Genomic DNA, 16050 nt, shown 5'->3' on the forward strand with positions numbered 1-16050 from the left:
GCGGCTATGTCTTATCTCCCTCGCCGACAATGAAGGAGAACCCGATGTCCAGCGTAAACAAATCCGGCGCCTATAAACTCGGCGAGCGGTCGGTCCGCCGCCTCGGCTACGGCGCCATGCAGCTCGCAGGCAAAGGAGTGTTCGGTCCGCCGAAAGACCATGACGCGGCCATCGCCGTGCTGCGCGAAGCGATAGCGCAAGGCGTGAACCATATCGACACCAGCGATTACTATGGCCCGCACGTCACCAACAAGCTGATCCGCGAGGCGCTATCGCCCTACCCCGACGACCTCACCATCGTCACAAAGATCGGCGCCCGTCGTGGCGAAGATGCTTCCTGGCTGCCGGCCTTCACAGCCGATGAGCTCGAACAGGCCGTACATGATAATCTTCGCAATCTTGGCCGCGAGGTGATGGACGTCGTCAATCTGCGCATCATGTTCGGGATGCATGGTCCAGCGGAGGGCTCCATCGAGGCGCAGATCACCAAGCTCGCCGAGCTTCAGCGCAAGGGCCTGGTGCGCAATATCGGCTTGAGCAACGTCACCCGAGCGCAAATCCAGGAAGGCCGCAAGATTTGCGACATCGTCTGTGTGCAGAACCAGTACAATCTGGCGCATCGCGACGACGACGCGCTGATCGGTGAACTGGCGCGCCACGGCATCGCCTATGTGCCGTTCTTTCCGCTTGGCGGCTTCAGCCCGTTGCAATCGTCGACGCTGTCCGGCGTGGCCGAGCGGCTCGGCGCGACGCCGATGCAGGTTGCGCTGGCGTGGTTGTTGCAGCGTTCGCCCAACGTCCTTTTGATCCCGGGCACGTCGTCGGTCGGGCATCTGCGCGAGAACCTTGCGGCAGCGGAGCTGGAGCTGTCGGCGGATGTGCTGCGCGAGTTGGATGGGGTGGCGAAAGCGGCGTAGGTTGGCGCAGCACCCCGCCCGCGCCTGCGGCGCGACCTCCCCATCAAGGAGAGGTAAGGCGCCGCGCTTTACGCTCAAACGGGTTTAGCATTTCATGAATGTCGCAGGCATGCAGCGACGGCAGGCTGGCACGACGCTCTAGCTCCCTCGATGGGGAGGTCGGCGCGAAGCGGCGGGCGGGGTGAAGCGCCGACGTCAGCTTAATTGATACTGGCCGTATGCGCCGACTCGGCTTGCTTGATGTCCGTCGTGTACGGTACGCGATAGCCATTGGCAGCCAGCCATTCGATCGCCGCTTTTGGCTCGTCGGTCTGGATGATGGTGGCGCCGCGATCGACCCAGAAACCCCAAGCCTCGCGCGGCAGGCTGGCAGCGACCGCCAGCTCGTCGCCACGGCCGCCGGCAAGGAAGCCGCCCGGCTTGTTGACGATGGCATAGGTATCGGCCCAGAGGTGCCAGTCGCCGCGGACGGCTGTAGCCCGCATGCGCGTGCTGAACAGCGGGCCGCCGTTTGCGGTCAGCGTCTCGGCGCCGTTGCGCCAGTTGATCAGCTCGATAGCGCGTGGCGCGAACGCCTTGTCGACCTCGCCGGCAAAGGCGGCATCTTGCACGGCGTCATCGGCAAGGATCGGCATTAACTGGAAGCCGCCGCCCGCCTGGGCGAGCGCGGCCTTCACGGCTTCAATGCGCGCCTGGTTCCACAGGTTCTCCTTGACGATCACCTGATCGGCCATGCCGAGATCGCGGGCAACCGCGATCATGCCGGGCAGGTCCGTCACCTCGAGCTTGTTGTCGAGATTGATCAGGATCCTGTCCTTGGTCGTCAGCAGCATTTCGCGCAGCGTCGACACCGGCTCGCTGGTGACGGCGCCGGTGCCCTCGATCACCAGCCGGCACTTCTTCAGCTCCGCCAGCGTATATTCCGCCACCTCGCCCTTGCAGTTCGTGGTACGGTCGAGCCAGCTGTCATGCATGATGACGAACGCGCCGTCCTTCGAGCGCCTCACATCGACCTCGACTATCTCGGCGCCGATCGCGATCGAGCCCTCGACCGCGGCAAGCGAATTCTCGGCATAAAGCGTCTTGCCGGCCTGCATGCTGCCGGCCCGATGCGCCGCGATCATCACATGGTCGCGCCACTGGTTGGCGTGTTCGAAGCGGTCGAGGATTTGGGCGGCGCGCGTCTCACCGGCTAAGGTTTGACTCGAGGCCGTCGCAAGCGCGGCGGACAGAAGAAGGCTCAGCCAGAGTGTTCGCATCGGGGAATCGCTCCGTTCCGGGTCGGGACCCGGTTAGGCGATGCCCATGACAGGGAGGTGAACGAAGCCGGCTAGGTGTTTGCTCAAATCCGCCTGGCGAGGCGTCATGGCGAGACAAATCCTGTGTTGCCGTGGCACTCCTCGAGCGCCGCTCGATATCGGCAAGCTGTGACTGGCAAGTTGCGTGCCGGTTCTGTAGTTGTGGCTCCCCGATGACAACCGAGGACCCGTAATGGCGAACCAAGAGATCGACCACGCCTTCACCGCCCGTTCCAAAACGGGCGCTTCGTTGGAGCCGACCTATGCCGGCGCGCTGTCGTTCATGCGACGCAAATATACGAAGGATGCGAAGGGCGCGGACGCCGTCGTGTGGGGCATTCCCTTCGACGCCGCGGTCACCAATCGTCCCGGCGCGCGCTTCGGGCCGCAGGCGATTCGCCGCGCCTCGGCGATCCTCGACAACGATCCGCAATATCCGTTCTCGCGCGACCTGTTCGAACAGCTCGCCGTGGTCGACTACGGCGATTGCCTGCTCGACAGCGGCAACCACCAGAAGACGCCCGGTACGATCGAGCGCGAGGCGGCCAAGATCCTGAGCTCAGGCGCATTCCTTTTGACGCTCGGCGGCGATCATTTCGTCACCTGGCCGCTGTTGAAGGCGCATGCAGCGATCCACGGGCCGCTGGCGCTGGTGCAGTTCGACGCGCATCAGGACACCTGGCCGGACGACGGCAGGCGCATCGATCACGGCTCCTTCGTTGCCCGTGCAGTCAAAGAAGGCATCATCGATCCAGACCGCTCGATCCAGATCGGCATCCGCACCCATGCGCCGGACACGTTCGGCATCAAGATCCTTTACGGCCATGAGGTCGAGGAGATGCGCGCCTCCGACATCGCCTACGCGATCGTGGAGCGCACAGGCGGCAAGAAGACCTATCTTACCTTCGACATCGATTGCCTCGACCCGGCGTTCGCGCCGGGGACCGGCACACCTGTGGCCGGCGGCCCATCTTCGGCCAAGATGCTTTCGACGCTGCGCCAACTCGGCCAGATCGATATCATCGGCGCCGACGTCGTCGAGGTTGCGCCGGCCTATGATCATGCCGATATTACGGCGATCGCCGGATCGATCATCGCGATGCACTATCTCGGCCTGGTGGCCGAAAGGAAGGCGCGGCTCGACGACCTGAACAACGGCACTCATGCCGTACTACATAACGCTCAAGGCATATAGCTCTGGAATCGCAGGGATTTTGGCAACCGATGAAACCGAAAATCTTCATTGACGGCGAACATGGCACGACAGGCCTACAGATCAGGGCGCTGCTGGCCGACCGCGGCGATCTGGAGATCATCTCCATTCCCGCCGACCGCCGCAAGGAAGCCGCGGCCAGGGCCGAATTCCTCAACGCCGCCGATGTCGCAATCCTCTGCCTGCCGGATGCCGCGGCCAAGGAAAGCGTATCGCTGATCGAGACCGATACGACCAAGGTCATCGACGCATCGAGTGCGCATCGTGTGGCCGAAGGCTGGGAATACGGCTTTGCCGAGATGGACAAGGATCAGGCCAACAAGATCGCCAGCGCAAAACGCATCGCCAATCCCGGCTGCTGGCCGCAGGGCCCTATCGCGACGCTGCGTCCGCTGGTCTCGGCCGGCCTGCTGCCTGCCGATTTCCCCGTCACCGTCAACGGCATCTCCGGCTATTCCGGCGGCGGCCGGCCGATGATCGAGGACTATGTCGGCAAGGGCGAGGACGCGCCTGAATTCCTGCCCTATGGGCTCACGTTGCAGCACAAGCATGTGCCGGAGCTTAGGACCTACGCGAAGCTGTCGCACGATCCGATCATGCAGCCCGCCGTCGGCAATTTCGCGCAAGGCATGATCACGGTGGTGCCGCTGCAGCTCGGCGGCCTCGACCGTGTGCCGAGCGGCGCCGAGCTTCATGCGGCGATCGCCGATCACTATGCATCGGTCGGCGGCGGCGTGGTCGAGGTTGCGCCCTATACGCATATGGAGCGCATGCCGGAGATTGATCCGGAGGCTTATAACGGCACCAACCGGATGAGGGTCTATGTGTTCGCCAATGACGAGCGGGCGCAGGCGCTGCTCTTGGCCGTCTACGACAATCTCGGCAAGGGTGCTTCCGGCGCTGCCGTGCAGAATCTGGACCTGATGCTCGGCAACAAGCACTGAGCGACGATGCGCAAGGCGCGCCTCAGCCTCTGACGGCGATCTCGGTGGGCAGCGGATAGGCACCCTTGGTGCCGCGCCAGTGCGCGGCGGCGAAGCCGAGCACGATCAGCGCGACGCCTTGATGGGTGAGCGCCATGTGCAGCGGCACCTGCATCAAAAGCGTGCCGATGCCGATCGAGGCCTGCGCCAGCACCAGCAGGAACAGCAGCGTGGCGCGGCGGGCATGCGTGGTGCCGGGCTGACGCCGCCAGGTGGCGATCATGTGCCAGAGCGCCACCGCAAAGAGCGTGTAAGCGCCGAGCCGGTGCACGAACTGCACAGTCTTCGGGTTCTCGAAGAAATTCAGCCAGGCAGGTTTCAAGAGCAGGAGATCGGCCGGGATCACCTTGCCGTCCATCAGCGGCCAGGTGTTGTAGGAGAGGCCGGCGTGGAGGCCGGCAACCAGGCCGCCGAGATAGATCTGGATCAGTGCCAAGAGCACGATCGCGCCGGCAAGCCGCTGGGTCGAGCGGTCGGCGGCGCGCTCGGAGTGCGGCGCCAATCCTCGCGCGACAACCATGGTGGCGGTGAAGATTAGCGCCGCGAGCGTCAGATGCGTCGCCAGCCGGTACTGGCTGACCGAGACACGGTCGACTAGACCCGAGGCCACCATCCACCAGCCGATGGCCCCCTGCAGGCCGCCGAGCAGAAGTATACCTAGAAGCTTCGGCCCGAGGCCGCGTTCGATGCGGCGCGTCGCCCAGAAGAACAGCAGCGGCAATGCGAAGACCGCGCCGGCGCTGCGGGCGAGGATGCGGTGCACCCATTCCCACCAGAAGAGCGACTTGAAAGCTTCTAAGCTCATGCCCTTGTTGAGCTCTGTATATTGGGGGATCTGCTGGTAGCGCTGGAACTCTTCCTGCCATTCGGCATCGTTGAGCGGCGGGATCACGCCATGGATCGGCTGCCATTCGGTGATCGACAGGCCGGAACCGGTGAGCCTTGTGGCGCCGCCGACCAGCACCAGCGCGGCCAGCACGACCAGCACCAAATAAAGCCAGCCGCGCACCAGCGCGCGGTTGTGGAGATCGCGATCGCGGGCGGCGTATGGGGCCGTGGTGGTTATGGCGGCCATGGGGGTTTCCCGGCAGTTGAAAATCGCGGGATTGGTGGACCATGGCCGCCCGGCTGGCAAGACCGGACAGCGCGGCACGCCGTCGCGCCGGCCCGCGGCGGTTGCGCCCGCTCCCCAATCGGCCTAAGCGAAGCGGGTCAACGGGACCGCGACATGCCCATTCGCCTGAGAAAGCTGATCGGAACCATCCTGCTGGTGGCGCTGGTCGTCATCTACGCGCTGATCGCCTCGGCCATCGCGGTCACAAGGCTCGCCGAATACGGCTCCTTGGCGCATTTCCTGTTCTTCCTGCTCAGCGGCCTGTTCTGGGTGCTGCCGGCGATGGGCATCATCAAATGGCTGATCCTGGAGCCGCCTCAGAAGGGCTGAGCGCGGCCGCGCCAACGCTAACGTGATTCATACGTGATTGCGCATTGGGACTAACTTGCCTGGCTTGACCGCATGGCAGGGAGGGCTTGCGTCATGCCAAAAGCCTCGTTCGCGGGATTGATCCTGATCATCGCCTGCATGGCGGCCTCGATGGCAGCCGCCGAAACCATCAACGTGTCGGACGATCATGGCGGCAGCGTCGCCGCGTACAGCCAGCGCTGGAAGGGGCTCGCCGCGCGCGGCGTCAATGTCCGCATCGTCGGCAAATGCCAGTCGGCCTGCACGGTGCTGCTCGGTTATATTCCCCGCAGCCGCATCTGCGTGATGCCTGCGGCAAGCTTCGGCTTCCATCTGGCGCACCGCACCGACATGACCGCCGTCTTGTGGAATGCCTATGCCGCCGACATCCGAGGCTGGATCAACGCGCATGGCGGGCTTGCGTCACAGCTCAAATGGATGAGCGCGCCGGACACCTACCGCTATTTCCACAGATGCTGACGCCCCTTCGGGCTAAATGGTCACGACCATCTTGCCGGCATTGGCAAGCGGCGTCGTCACACCCGACAGCATCGTGCGGATATGGGCGACGCTCTGGTAGCGGCCGTTGACGGAGATGCGCGGCAGCGCATGCAGGAAGCCGGCATGCTCGGCTCTCAGGACGCCATGCCGGGTCGTCACCGCCGAGACATAGCCGGCATCACGAGCGAAGCCGACCTCGCGGCAGCCAACCGCGCTGGGATAACCGTAGGGGTAAGCGAAGTGGCGCGGCTCTGCGCCCAGCCGTTCCATGAGGATACGGCGGACGTCGCCGATCTCGTGACGCGCTTCCGCCTCGGACAACCGCTTAAGGTTGCGGTGGTTGACGGTGTGCGCGCCGATCGTCACCAGCGGATGGGCGGCCACCCTGCGAATCTCATCCCAGCTCATCAGGGTGCCGGGGCGGCCGGTGCCGAGCTCGATGCCGTTGGAGCGCGCCAGTTCACGCAGCGCGGCGCCCTGTTCTTCCTCGGGGACCTCTAGGGTCAACCATGCGTTCAGCCTTGCAATCGTCTGGATCTTTCGGCCGGGTGTCGAGCAATCGACGACCGTCGATCCTCTCTTCGTCTTCAGCATCAGGTGCGAGCCGGTGTCGACGATATCCTCGATGACTTCCCACCACAGGTCGACGGCACCGTCGATCAGGCCGGGCGCGACATAGATGGTGATCGGCGCACCGTGCTTCTCCAATACCGGCAGCGCCTCCGTCATGTTGTCGCGATAGGCATCGTCGGCGGTGATGGTGGCGAACTGGCCGTGTTTGCCGCCCGCTTCGATGCGCTCGATCGCTTCATCAAGGGTAACAAAGGCATAGCCCCTTCCCTTCATGTCGGCGATCAGCTTGTCGAGGAAGGCAGGGGCGATGTTCAGATGGCGATTGACGCTGTTCGGCTTCTCGGGCGTCGCGGTCACGCGATGCAACATCAAGATGGCACCGATGCCGCCGACAAACGGCCTCGCCAGCGGAGCGAGACCGGTGTAGCGGGCAACGTTCAACGCCAGCTTCCGGATTGCCTCGGCCCCGTCGATCATTCATTCACCTTTTGCGCCTAGGCTCACCCAAGGACTTGCGCCTACGCGAACCCCAGGTTGCAACCAATACGTCTTAAGGATTGAGGGATGGTTGACGCCGCCGCGTCATTTGACGGCAATCGGGTCGCGGCCAACGAAGCGCCGGCGCGTGCGCCTGCCTCGAGCCGAGGCAGACTGACGGCGGCGGTGACCGACGGCACCGGTCTTGCGGGCTATGCAGAATTCTGCGCTTCGGCGCTGTTTGCTCCGGCGCAGAGCGCGTCCTGGGTGAGCAACTGGGCGGCCAAGACCAAAGCCGATATGGCGGTCGCCACGCTAAGCATCGAGGGTCGACCGGCTCTTTCGCTGGCGCTGGAAGTGGTCCGAAACGGCCCGTTCCGCGTCGCTCGTTTCACCGGCGGACGTCATGCCAACGGCAATTTCCCCGCAACCGACCCGCGGCTTTTGCCTGCTGTAAACGGTCCTGCGATCCGCTCCCTGCTCTCGTCAATCGCCACGGCACGGCCCGACATCGACCTCGTTTCACTGGAGCGGCTGCTGCCCGATCTCGACGGCACCGCCAACCCGCTCGCCGCGTTGCCCAATTTTGCGAGTCCCAACCTTGCGCTGGCCGTCGACCTCGATGGCGGCTTCGAGGCGCTGCTCAGCCGCGCGAGCGGCAAGCGGAAGCGCAAGAAGCACCGCTCGCAGACGCGCAAGTTCGAGGCCGTCGGCAGCTTCCGCCGTATCGAGGGGCGAAGCCGCAAGGAGGTCGACAGGTTGCTCGACGCCTTCTTCGACATGAAGCAGGCGCGCTTCGCCAAGATGGGCATCGCCAACGTGTTCGGCGATGAAGGCGTGCGCGCCTTCTTCCGGGCGCTGTTTGCCGATGCGCTTGCCGAGCAGGAGCCATCCTTCCTGCTGCACGGGCTGGAGGTAGCGGGAAAACTTCGCGCCGTTACCGGCACCAGCCGCTCAGGCAAGCGCCTGATCTGCGAGTTCGGCGCGATCGCCGAGGATGATCTCGCCTTCACCAGCCCCGGCGACTTCCTGTTCTTCGACAACATCCAGGAAGCCTGCGAGCAAGGCTTCGACCTCTATGATTTCTCGGTCGGCGACGAGCCCTACAAGCGGCTCTGGTGCGACATTGAGGTCCGGCATTTCGAGGTGCTGATGCCGCTGACGCTGAAAGGTCGCGTGCTAGCCACAGGGCTGCGGCAAGGCGCGCGGGCGAAGGCCTTCATCAAGAACAATCCGACGGTGTGGACACTGACCAAAAGCTTGCGCCGGAAGGCTGCCGGACAGGCCGCCCCTATTGTTGCCGAGGACGACGCCTGACCGTCGTCCGTCAGCCCGAGACTCAAATCCGAGGGCTTCGCGGGCGATATCTGCTCAGGCCGCCGACCGGCGTCCGGGCAACGGATCTCCCGGTTCATGGCCAACCGGCGTGACCAGCGTGACGTCCGGATAGCCGTTCTCGATCAGCTTGACCGCCGCCTGCGTGACCTCGTCATCGGCTTCGAGCATCGACAGGAAGACTTCCGTGCCATCGCCGACCAGGCGGCCGATGCCTTGTGCGTCGGCAGGGCCGCATTCGACGACGACGAGGTCGTAGGCCGTGGTCAGCGACTGCATGATGATCGGCAACCGGTCGGCGGCGCGCATGGCGCGGATAGGATCGGCGGTACCGACCGGAATCACATGCGCGTCCGAATAGAGATCGGGATGGATGACGTCGCTGAACTGCGCCTCGGAGGCCAGCAGATTGGTGATGCCGGGAAGCAGTCCGCTGTCCAGCATCGGGCGCGAGGCGGCGCCCGAGGCGGTGAGATCGAGCAGGAGCACCCGCAGGCCCGCATCCGACACTTCGCGCGCCACCAGCACGGCGGTGGCGGCGGCCTCGTCACCTTCCGGGGAGACAAAGATGGCGCGCGCGGCACCCGAGGCAATCAGCTTTTCCGCCGCCTTCTCGACATCGATCTCGCCAAGTCTCGGCTGCCATGACCGGCGCGCTTCGGGCTGTGCCGGGTCTGGTGGATCTACCGGCTCGGCAGGCGCTGCCTCCATGACGGTGCCCTGCCCGATCCGCTCGTCAGCGACCGAATCGTCGCTAGCTTCATCCTCGGCATCGGCAAGCGCCGGTTCGGTGCGCGCCACCGGCATTGCCACCTGTTCGATCGGCTCGAATCGGGCTCCGGCGGCCGGACGCATGGCACGGCCGGAGAACAATTCCCTCAGAAGCGTGCTAATCGCCATCAGGAGCAGCGACGCGGCGGCGGCGGCACCAGTGATCGGGCCGATCTTCGGGAAATACGGTTCGGTCGGCACCTGTGCTTTGGAAAGCAGACGGGCGTCGACCGGCAGATAGTTGCGGTCCGCGCGCGAGGCCGCCTCGCGGTAGCTTGCCATATAGGATTCGAGCTGCTGGCGCTGGGCATTGGCGTCGCGCTGCAGCGCATCGAGCTCCACCTGCTGCTCGCCGGCGCGGGCCGAAGCGGCTTTCAGCGTGTTGACCTCCTGGACCAGCTGGTCCTCGCGAGCCTTGGCGGTCTGTGCCTGAGTCGCCAATCCCTTGAGGATCTTCTGCGCCTCGTTGCGGATCTGGCCGTTGAGATCGGCAAGCTGCGACTTCAGCGCCCGGATGCGAGGATGGTTGTCGAGCAGCGTCGTCGACAGATCGGCAATATTGGTCCTGAGCTCTACCTGCCGCTCGAGCAGGCGCTGGATCAGCTCGGAAGACAGAACTTCCGGCACGCTGTCGAGCGTGCCGCCATTCTGCAGCGCCTTGCGGACGCTGTCGGCGGTCGCCTCTGCGGCGGCGCGGTTGGCGCGCACCCGTGAAAGCTCGCTCGACAGTTCCGAGAGCTGCTGCGTCGCGAGCACCGAATTGTTGCCGCCCATCAACAGGTCGGATTGCGCGCGATAGGCGGCAACCTTGGCTTCGGCATCCTTCACCCGGTTCTGCAGATCGGTGATTTCCGGGCCAAGGAAGCCTGTGGCGGCGGTGTTCGATTCCATCTTTGCACTGCCCTTTGAGGCAAGGTAGGCCTGCGCAATGGCGTCCGCGACCTGGGCGGCGAGCTTTGGATCGTTCGAGGAGAACTCAACGGCGATTACGCGGGATTTTTCAACGCCGTAGACGTTGAGCTTATCGTGCATTGCCTTGAGCACGCGCTCTTCCGGCGGGATGTCGAAGGGATCGCTCTTCAGGCCGACAAGCACAAGCGCGCGACTGAGCGCCGACATCTTTAGCGCTTCGTCGAATTCCGGCAGTTTTTCCAGGTTGAGGTCCGAGGCAACCTTCTTGAGGATATCGGGCGAGGATATGATCTGGACTTCGGTGGCTACAGCCTCCTCATCGGTCGCCGGCTTGTCGTCGCTGGTTGTGCCGGCCGGCCGAGTGAAGACCGATTCGCGCGACCCGATCTCCAGCTTGGCCACTGCCTTATATTGCGGCGTCGCCAGCCAGGCGAAGGCTAACGCCAGCCCGGTCACGACAAGCGTGACGAGAACAATGCGCAGCCAATTCCTCGCCAGGCTGGCGAAGAGCTGTCTCAGGTCGACATCGACATCTGCGGCCGCGGACTGAACGGACATGCATCCTGCTCCGAACTTTGAGTCGAGGATGGACCGTAAACAACTATGGTAACTCAGCCGTTAAGATCAGGATGCGTACTTATTAGAACGCACTCAAAGAACGTCCTGCGAAAGCAATAGAACAATTGGCTTTTTTGCCAGCAGCCGATGAGTCGAAGGCCCATCCTTTACCGACCATTAACCCTAACAGGATGATAACGGGCGCACTTCCTGGGGTTGGCCGCCTCACCGGTGGCGAGAGCGACGAAGGTTCGTGTCCGATCATGAAAAGCACTGCTCATCTCTTTCGCGCCATGCTCGCCTTGTCGCTGCTTACCGGCTGTTCCAGCTACCGGCCGGCGCCCGCCGCCTTTCATGAAGTGCTCGACCAGCCATACAGACTCGGCGCCGGCGACCGCATCCGCGTCACTGTGTTCGAGCAGGACGGGCTGACCAACACCTACAGCGTCGACCAGTCCGGCTACATCTCCTTCCCGCTCGTCGGCGCCGTGCCGGCGCGCGGCCACACCGCCCAGCAGCTCGAAAAGGAAATCGCCGATAAATTGCGCCAGGGATATCTGCGCGATCCCGACGTCTCGGTCGAGATCGACCGCTACCGGCCGATCTTCGTCATGGGCGAAGTCGGCGCCGCGGGGCAATATTCCTATGTGCCGGGATTGACGGTGCAGAAGGCGATCGCGATCGCCGGAGGCTTCACGCCGCGCGCCAACCAGGAAAGCGTCGACATCACCCGCGATATCAACGGCAAGGTGATGACGGGCAGGGTGCAGACATCCGATCCGCTCCTGCCCGGCGACACCGTCTACGTCCGCGAACGCCTGTTCTGAAAATCAACGTGGCGGCTCACCTCCGGATCGTCCACTGCTTCCGCTCACCTGTCGGGGGAATCTTCCGGCATGTGCGCGACCTGACCGAGGCGCAGGTCGCCGCCGGCCATTCCGTGGGCATCGTCTGCGATTCAACCACGGGCGGCGACTATGAGGAGCGGCTGTTCGGAGCGATGAAGGAGCGCCTGGCGCTCGGCATCCATCGCACGCCCATGCAGCGGCATATCGGACCGGGCGACATCGCCGCGGCCTGGCGCACCTATCAAATCATCAAGGAATTGCGGCCGGACGTGCTGCACGGGCATGGCGCCAAGGGTGGCGCCTATGCCCGTCTGTTCGGCTCACTGTTGCGGGTTTCAAGGTCTCGCGTGGCCCGCCTTTATTCGCCGCATGGCGGCTCGCTGCACTATGACGAAACGACGGCCACCGGAAGGCTGTTCTTCGCGCTGGAGCGTTTCATGGCCCGCTTCAGCGACTGCCTTCTGTTCGTTTCCGATTATGAGCGGACAACCTATCGACGGAAGGTCGGCGAGCCGCCCATCCCCAACAGGCTGGTCTATAACGGCCTGCGGGCCGTCGAGTTCGAACCGGTGGCGCCGGCGGCCGATGCGGCCGATCTCATATACATCGGCATGATGCGCGATCTCAAAGGCCCGGACATCTTCATCGACGCGCTGGCGCGGGCCGGCAGGGCGCTCGGCCGCCGGTTAAGCGCGGTGATGGTCGGCGCCGGCGACGACCTGCCACGCTACCACGCTCAGGTGGAGCGACTAGGACTTAAGGGCCATGTCCGCTTCCTGCCGCCGATGCCGGCCAGAGAAGCCTTCGCCCTGGCCGAGTTGATCGTCGTCCCGTCCCGCGCGGAAGCAATGCCCTATATCGTGCTCGAGGCGCTGGCAGCCGGCATGCCGATGATTGCCACCGCCGTGGGCGGCATTCCCGAGATCTTCGGCGAAGACTCCCCTGCCCTGATCCGGCCCGATGCCCGCCAACTCGCCGACAGGCTCAGAACGGCTCTCGACGATCGCGGCGCCTACCGCAAGCTGATGCCGCAGAACCCCGAGTTGAAGGCGCGATTCGGGGCCGACGTGATGGCGGCCGAGATCGAGAAGGCTTACTTCGCGGCGCTAAAGCTTTAGAATTTACTAATCCAGCAATACGCGCGAAAAAGCCACCAGTCGTCGCAAGCAACAATACGCATTCAAAGCCACCTGTTGTTTCAAGGCTTTCTTAGCTCTCTTTTGCTATTCACTCGCGCGAAGCTCGCGGACAATCCCCATGAACGAGATCGACCCCGCGCACCGCTTTTCGATGGAGGCGGTGCGCAAATTCGACGGCCCGGCCGAAGCTCAAGTGCCCGGCATCAATGACGTGGCGCGACAGGTCGCCTCGCAGTACCGGCGCGATACGATGTCGCCGATCATGGTCAGCGGCGTGCTGCGCATGGTCGAATTCGCCGTGCTCTTCGTGTCAGGCATGTGCCTCTATTTCTACTATGTCGGGTTCTTCAACTATCTCGCCTGGCAATATCCGCTGACGATCGCGGCAGCTTCGTTCCTGGCGGTGGTGCTGCTTGACGTCAGCGACAGCTACCAGATCGCGGCGCTGATGCGCCCCCTCGCCAATTTCGGCCGCGTGCTCCTCGTCTGGGCCGGCACCTTCGCGCTGATGGCTCTCACGGCCTTCGCCATGAAGGCCTCGGAGGACTATTCGCGCCTCCTGTTCGGCAGCTGGTTCGTGGTCGGCTTCGTGCTGATCTTCGGGCTCAGACTGGTGATGTCCAGGCTGATCAGGCGCTGGGCGCGCGACGGGCGCATGGAGCGCCGCGCGCTCATCGTCGGCGGCGGCAAGTCGGCCGAAATGCTGATCCGCTCGGTCGAGAAGCAGCCGTACAACGACATTCGCATCTGCGGCATCTTCGACGATCGCGGCGACAAGCGCTCGCCGCCGATCGTCGCCGGCTACCCGAAGCTCGGCACCATTTCCGAGCTGATCGAGTTTGCCCGCATCGCCCGCATCGACATGCTGATCGTGTCGCTGCCGCTGACGGCGGAATCGCGCGTGCTGCAGCTTTTGAAGAAGCTCTGGGTTCTGCCGGTCGACATCCGGCTCTCGGCGCATTCCAACGCGCTGCAGTTCCGCCCGCGCGCCTATTCCTACATCGGCTCGGTGCCGATGCTCGACATTTTCGACAAGCCGATCAACGACTGGGACTCGGTCGCCAAGCGCAGCTTCGACATCATCTTCTCGCTTATCGGCATCATCGTATTCTCGCCGGTGATGCTCGCCACCGCGATCGCCATCAAGCTCGACAGCAAGGGGCCGGTGCTGTTCAAGCAGAAACGCCACGGCTTCAACAACGAGGTCATCGAGGTCTACAAGTTCAGGTCGATGTATACCGACAGGTCCGACCCGACCGCCAAGCAGACGGTGACCAAGAACGACCCGCGCGTCACCCGCGTCGGCCGCTTCATCCGCAAGACCTCGATCGACGAGCTGCCGCAGTTCTTCAACTCGCTGTTCGGCTCGCTGTCTCTGGTCGGGCCGCGCCCGCATGCCATCGCCGCCCAGTCGCACAACCTGCTCTATAACGAGGTGGTCGACGGCTATTTCGCCCGCCACAAGGTCAAGCCGGGTGTCACCGGCTGGGCGCAGATCAACGGCTGGCGCGGCGAGATGGACACCAATGAAAAGATCCGCATGCGCACTGAATACGATCTCTACTACATCGAGAACTGGTCGATGCTGTTCGACCTGCGCATCCTGTTCCTGACACCCGTGCGCCTGCTCAATACGGAAAACGCCTATTGAGCGCGCTCGCGCAGGAGTTGCCAGCGGACGCGGTCAACCAGTTGCCGCCTCAAGCGGTCAACCAGTTGCCGCCGCAGGCGGTCAAGCAGTTGTCGCCGCAGGCGGTCAACCAGTTGTCGCCGCAGGCGGTCAACGCCAAGCTGATCGCGCTGATCTCGTCGGCCGCTATCGTCGTCGGCATCCTGCTTTCCGGCTTCGTCATCAGCGAGCCGGCGCCTTACGAACTCTACATGGCCGGGCTGATCGCCGTCTGGGCGCTGTTTCGCCTCAGAATATCGCGAGCGATATTGCCGCTGCTCGTGCTGTTGGTGGCGATGAACATCGGCGGCATGATCGCAATGACGCAGATGGCGGAACTTGCCAACACACCGCTCTATCTGGCGGTCTCGCTGTTTCTCGCCTTCAGCGCGGTCTTCTTCGCCTCGGTGACATCGGTCCAGCCTGACCTCTACCGGCTGATCTTCATCGCCTATGTGGTCTCGGCTGTGGCGACCTCGCTGCTCGGCATCGCCGGCTACTTCCATACCTTTCCGGGCGCGGAGATGTTCACCAAATACGACCGCGCCGCCGGCGCCTTTCAGGACCCGAACGTGTTCGGTCCGTTCCTGGTGCTGCCCGGCACCTACCTGCTCTATCTGCTCTTGACCGGCCCGGCATCGCGCATGCCGCTTCTGGCGGTGCCGCTATTGATCATCACCGCCGGCATCTTCTTCTCCTTCTCGCGCGGCGCCTGGGGCATGTTCGCGGTTTCGGCGGTGCTGCTCACCGCATGCCTCTTCCTGCAGAGCGCCAGCGGCATGTTCCGCTTGCGGGTCGTGGTGATGACGATCGCCGCGCTCGCGCTGCTGATCATCGCCATCCTCGTCATCCTGCAGCTGCCCGGCGTGTCGGACATGTTCACCCAACGCGCGCATCTCGAGCAAAGCTACGATACCGCGCGGCTCGGCCGCTTCGCACGCTATACGATCGGCTTCCAGCTGGCACTGGAACACCCGTTCGGCATCGGCCCGCTGGTCTTCGGCACGATCTACGGCGAGGACACGCACGACATCTGGCTGAAGGCGCTGATGGACTATGGCTGGCTGGGCTTCGTCTCGTTCCTGACGCTAACCCTGTGGACGATCTGCGCCGGCTTCCGCATCCTCCTTCGCGCTCGTCCCTGGCAGCCCTATCTGCTTTGCGCCTATGTCGCCTATCTCGGCAATATCGGGCTCGGCACCTTCATCGACATCGATCACTGGCGCCATCTCTATCTGCTGCTCGGGCTGATCTGGGGCGCGAGCGCGCTGGAATACCGGCACCAGAAGGAATTGCGGTTGGCGCGCGCCGTCCCTGCTGCGGCACTGTCATCGGCGAATTAGCCGCCGAATTCGGTTGACCCGCACGGGGTTATCACGATACATCGCCACCCG

At 63.9% G+C, this 16050-nt stretch carries 14 protein-coding genes; 10 read left to right on the forward strand and 4 right to left on the reverse strand.

What is annotated here, in order from left to right:
- The first annotated feature begins 44 nt into the window (after window positions 1-44).
- Complete coding sequence (locus CK218_RS19020) at window positions 45-917, forward strand: aldo/keto reductase family oxidoreductase (RefSeq protein WP_095828645.1); 873 nt, start codon at window positions 45-47, stop codon at window positions 915-917.
- Window positions 918-1117: 200 nt separating this feature from the next.
- Here the strand turns inward: CK218_RS19020 and CK218_RS19025 are convergent, their stop codons facing one another.
- Entirely contained in the window at window positions 1118-2176 is a 1059-nt protein-coding gene (locus CK218_RS19025) for a glycerophosphodiester phosphodiesterase family protein (protein WP_095828533.1), read from the reverse strand.
- A 232-nt stretch (window positions 2177-2408) separates the two neighbouring features.
- On the opposite strand from CK218_RS19025, the gene speB reads away from it, so the two are divergent.
- Window positions 2409-3410 carry an agmatinase gene (gene speB / locus CK218_RS19030; RefSeq protein ID WP_095828534.1) on the forward strand — a complete coding sequence of 334 codons (1002 nt, stop codon included), beginning with the start codon at window positions 2409-2411 and terminating at the stop codon, window positions 3408-3410.
- A 29-nt stretch (window positions 3411-3439) separates the two neighbouring features.
- A complete protein-coding gene (gene argC, locus CK218_RS19035) occupies window positions 3440-4372 on the forward strand; it encodes an N-acetyl-gamma-glutamyl-phosphate reductase (RefSeq protein ID WP_095828535.1) in 933 nt (310 codons plus the stop codon).
- Window positions 4373-4394: 22 nt separating this feature from the next.
- On the opposite strand, the gene CK218_RS19040 is transcribed toward argC, so the two are convergent.
- Window positions 4395-5486 (reverse strand): COX15/CtaA family protein, encoded by a 1092-nt coding sequence (locus CK218_RS19040; RefSeq protein WP_095828536.1) that lies wholly within the window; start codon window positions 5484-5486, stop codon window positions 4395-4397.
- A 153-nt stretch (window positions 5487-5639) separates the two neighbouring features.
- Between CK218_RS19040 and CK218_RS19045 the strand changes: the two genes are divergently transcribed.
- Both CK218_RS19045 and CK218_RS19050 read left to right on the forward strand, forming a co-directional pair.
- The gene (locus tag CK218_RS19045; RefSeq protein WP_067000821.1) at window positions 5640-5855 is read left to right on the forward strand and encodes a DUF2842 domain-containing protein; all 216 of its coding nucleotides are present in this window, start codon (window positions 5640-5642) and stop codon (window positions 5853-5855) included.
- Window positions 5856-5948: 93 nt separating this feature from the next.
- Complete coding sequence (locus CK218_RS19050) at window positions 5949-6353, forward strand: hypothetical protein (protein WP_067000818.1); 405 nt, start codon at window positions 5949-5951, stop codon at window positions 6351-6353.
- Between the two features lie 12 nt (window positions 6354-6365).
- Here CK218_RS19050 and CK218_RS19055 read toward each other — a convergent pair whose 3' ends face one another.
- On the reverse strand, window positions 6366-7424 hold the full coding sequence (locus CK218_RS19055) for a polysaccharide deacetylase family protein (protein ID WP_095828537.1): 1059 nt from the start codon (window positions 7422-7424) through the stop codon (window positions 6366-6368).
- Window positions 7425-7511: 87 nt separating this feature from the next.
- On the opposite strand from CK218_RS19055, the gene CK218_RS19060 reads away from it, so the two are divergent.
- Window positions 7512-8741 carry a GNAT family N-acetyltransferase gene (locus tag CK218_RS19060; protein WP_095828538.1) on the forward strand — a complete coding sequence of 410 codons (1230 nt, stop codon included), beginning with the start codon at window positions 7512-7514 and terminating at the stop codon, window positions 8739-8741.
- Window positions 8742-8795: 54 nt separating this feature from the next.
- On the opposite strand, the gene CK218_RS19065 is transcribed toward CK218_RS19060, so the two are convergent.
- Entirely contained in the window at window positions 8796-11000 is a 2205-nt protein-coding gene (locus tag CK218_RS19065; protein WP_095828539.1) for an exopolysaccharide transport family protein, read from the reverse strand.
- A gap of 263 nt (window positions 11001-11263) precedes the next feature.
- Here CK218_RS19065 and CK218_RS19070 point away from each other — a divergent pair, with 263 nt between their 5' ends.
- The 4 genes from CK218_RS19070 to CK218_RS19085 all read left to right on the forward strand — a co-directional run bounded on the left by CK218_RS19070 (window position 11264) and on the right by CK218_RS19085 (window position 15999).
- On the forward strand, window positions 11264-11827 hold the full coding sequence (locus CK218_RS19070; protein WP_067000804.1) for a polysaccharide biosynthesis/export family protein: 564 nt from the start codon (window positions 11264-11266) through the stop codon (window positions 11825-11827).
- Window positions 11828-11835: 8 nt separating this feature from the next.
- The gene (locus CK218_RS19075; protein ID WP_067000801.1) at window positions 11836-12966 is read left to right on the forward strand and encodes a glycosyltransferase; all 1131 of its coding nucleotides are present in this window, start codon (window positions 11836-11838) and stop codon (window positions 12964-12966) included.
- Window positions 12967-13105: 139 nt separating this feature from the next.
- Window positions 13106-14638, forward strand: a complete 1533-nt coding sequence (locus CK218_RS19080; protein WP_095828540.1) for an undecaprenyl-phosphate glucose phosphotransferase — start codon at window positions 13106-13108, stop codon at window positions 14636-14638.
- A 113-nt stretch (window positions 14639-14751) separates the two neighbouring features.
- Window positions 14752-15999, forward strand: a complete 1248-nt coding sequence (locus CK218_RS19085) for an O-antigen ligase family protein (RefSeq protein WP_095778702.1) — start codon at window positions 14752-14754, stop codon at window positions 15997-15999.
- Window positions 16000-16050: the final 51 nt, after the last annotated feature.

The organism is Mesorhizobium sp. WSM3879, assembly GCF_002294915.1.
GTDB lineage: Bacteria > Pseudomonadota > Alphaproteobacteria > Rhizobiales > Rhizobiaceae > Mesorhizobium.

Coding starts and splice junctions, on each gene's coding strand:
- CK218_RS19020 (WP_095828645.1), top strand. CDS start 45: ATGTCCAGCGTAAACAAATCCGGCGCCTATAAACTCGGCGAGCGGTCG.
- CK218_RS19025 (WP_095828533.1), bottom strand. CDS start 2,176: ATGCGAACACTCTGGCTGAGCCTTCTTCTGTCCGCCGCGCTTGCGACG.
- speB (WP_095828534.1), top strand. CDS start 2,409: ATGGCGAACCAAGAGATCGACCACGCCTTCACCGCCCGTTCCAAAACG.
- argC (WP_095828535.1), top strand. CDS start 3,440: ATGAAACCGAAAATCTTCATTGACGGCGAACATGGCACGACAGGCCTA.
- CK218_RS19040 (WP_095828536.1), bottom strand. CDS start 5,486: ATGGCCGCCATAACCACCACGGCCCCATACGCCGCCCGCGATCGCGAT.
- CK218_RS19045 (WP_067000821.1), top strand. CDS start 5,640: ATGCCCATTCGCCTGAGAAAGCTGATCGGAACCATCCTGCTGGTGGCG.
- CK218_RS19050 (WP_067000818.1), top strand. CDS start 5,949: ATGCCAAAAGCCTCGTTCGCGGGATTGATCCTGATCATCGCCTGCATG.
- CK218_RS19055 (WP_095828537.1), bottom strand. CDS start 7,424: ATGATCGACGGGGCCGAGGCAATCCGGAAGCTGGCGTTGAACGTTGCC.
- CK218_RS19060 (WP_095828538.1), top strand. CDS start 7,512: ATGGTTGACGCCGCCGCGTCATTTGACGGCAATCGGGTCGCGGCCAAC.
- CK218_RS19065 (WP_095828539.1), bottom strand. CDS start 11,000: ATGTCCGTTCAGTCCGCGGCCGCAGATGTCGATGTCGACCTGAGACAG.
- CK218_RS19070 (WP_067000804.1), top strand. CDS start 11,264: ATGAAAAGCACTGCTCATCTCTTTCGCGCCATGCTCGCCTTGTCGCTG.
- CK218_RS19080 (WP_095828540.1), top strand. CDS start 13,106: ATGAACGAGATCGACCCCGCGCACCGCTTTTCGATGGAGGCGGTGCGC.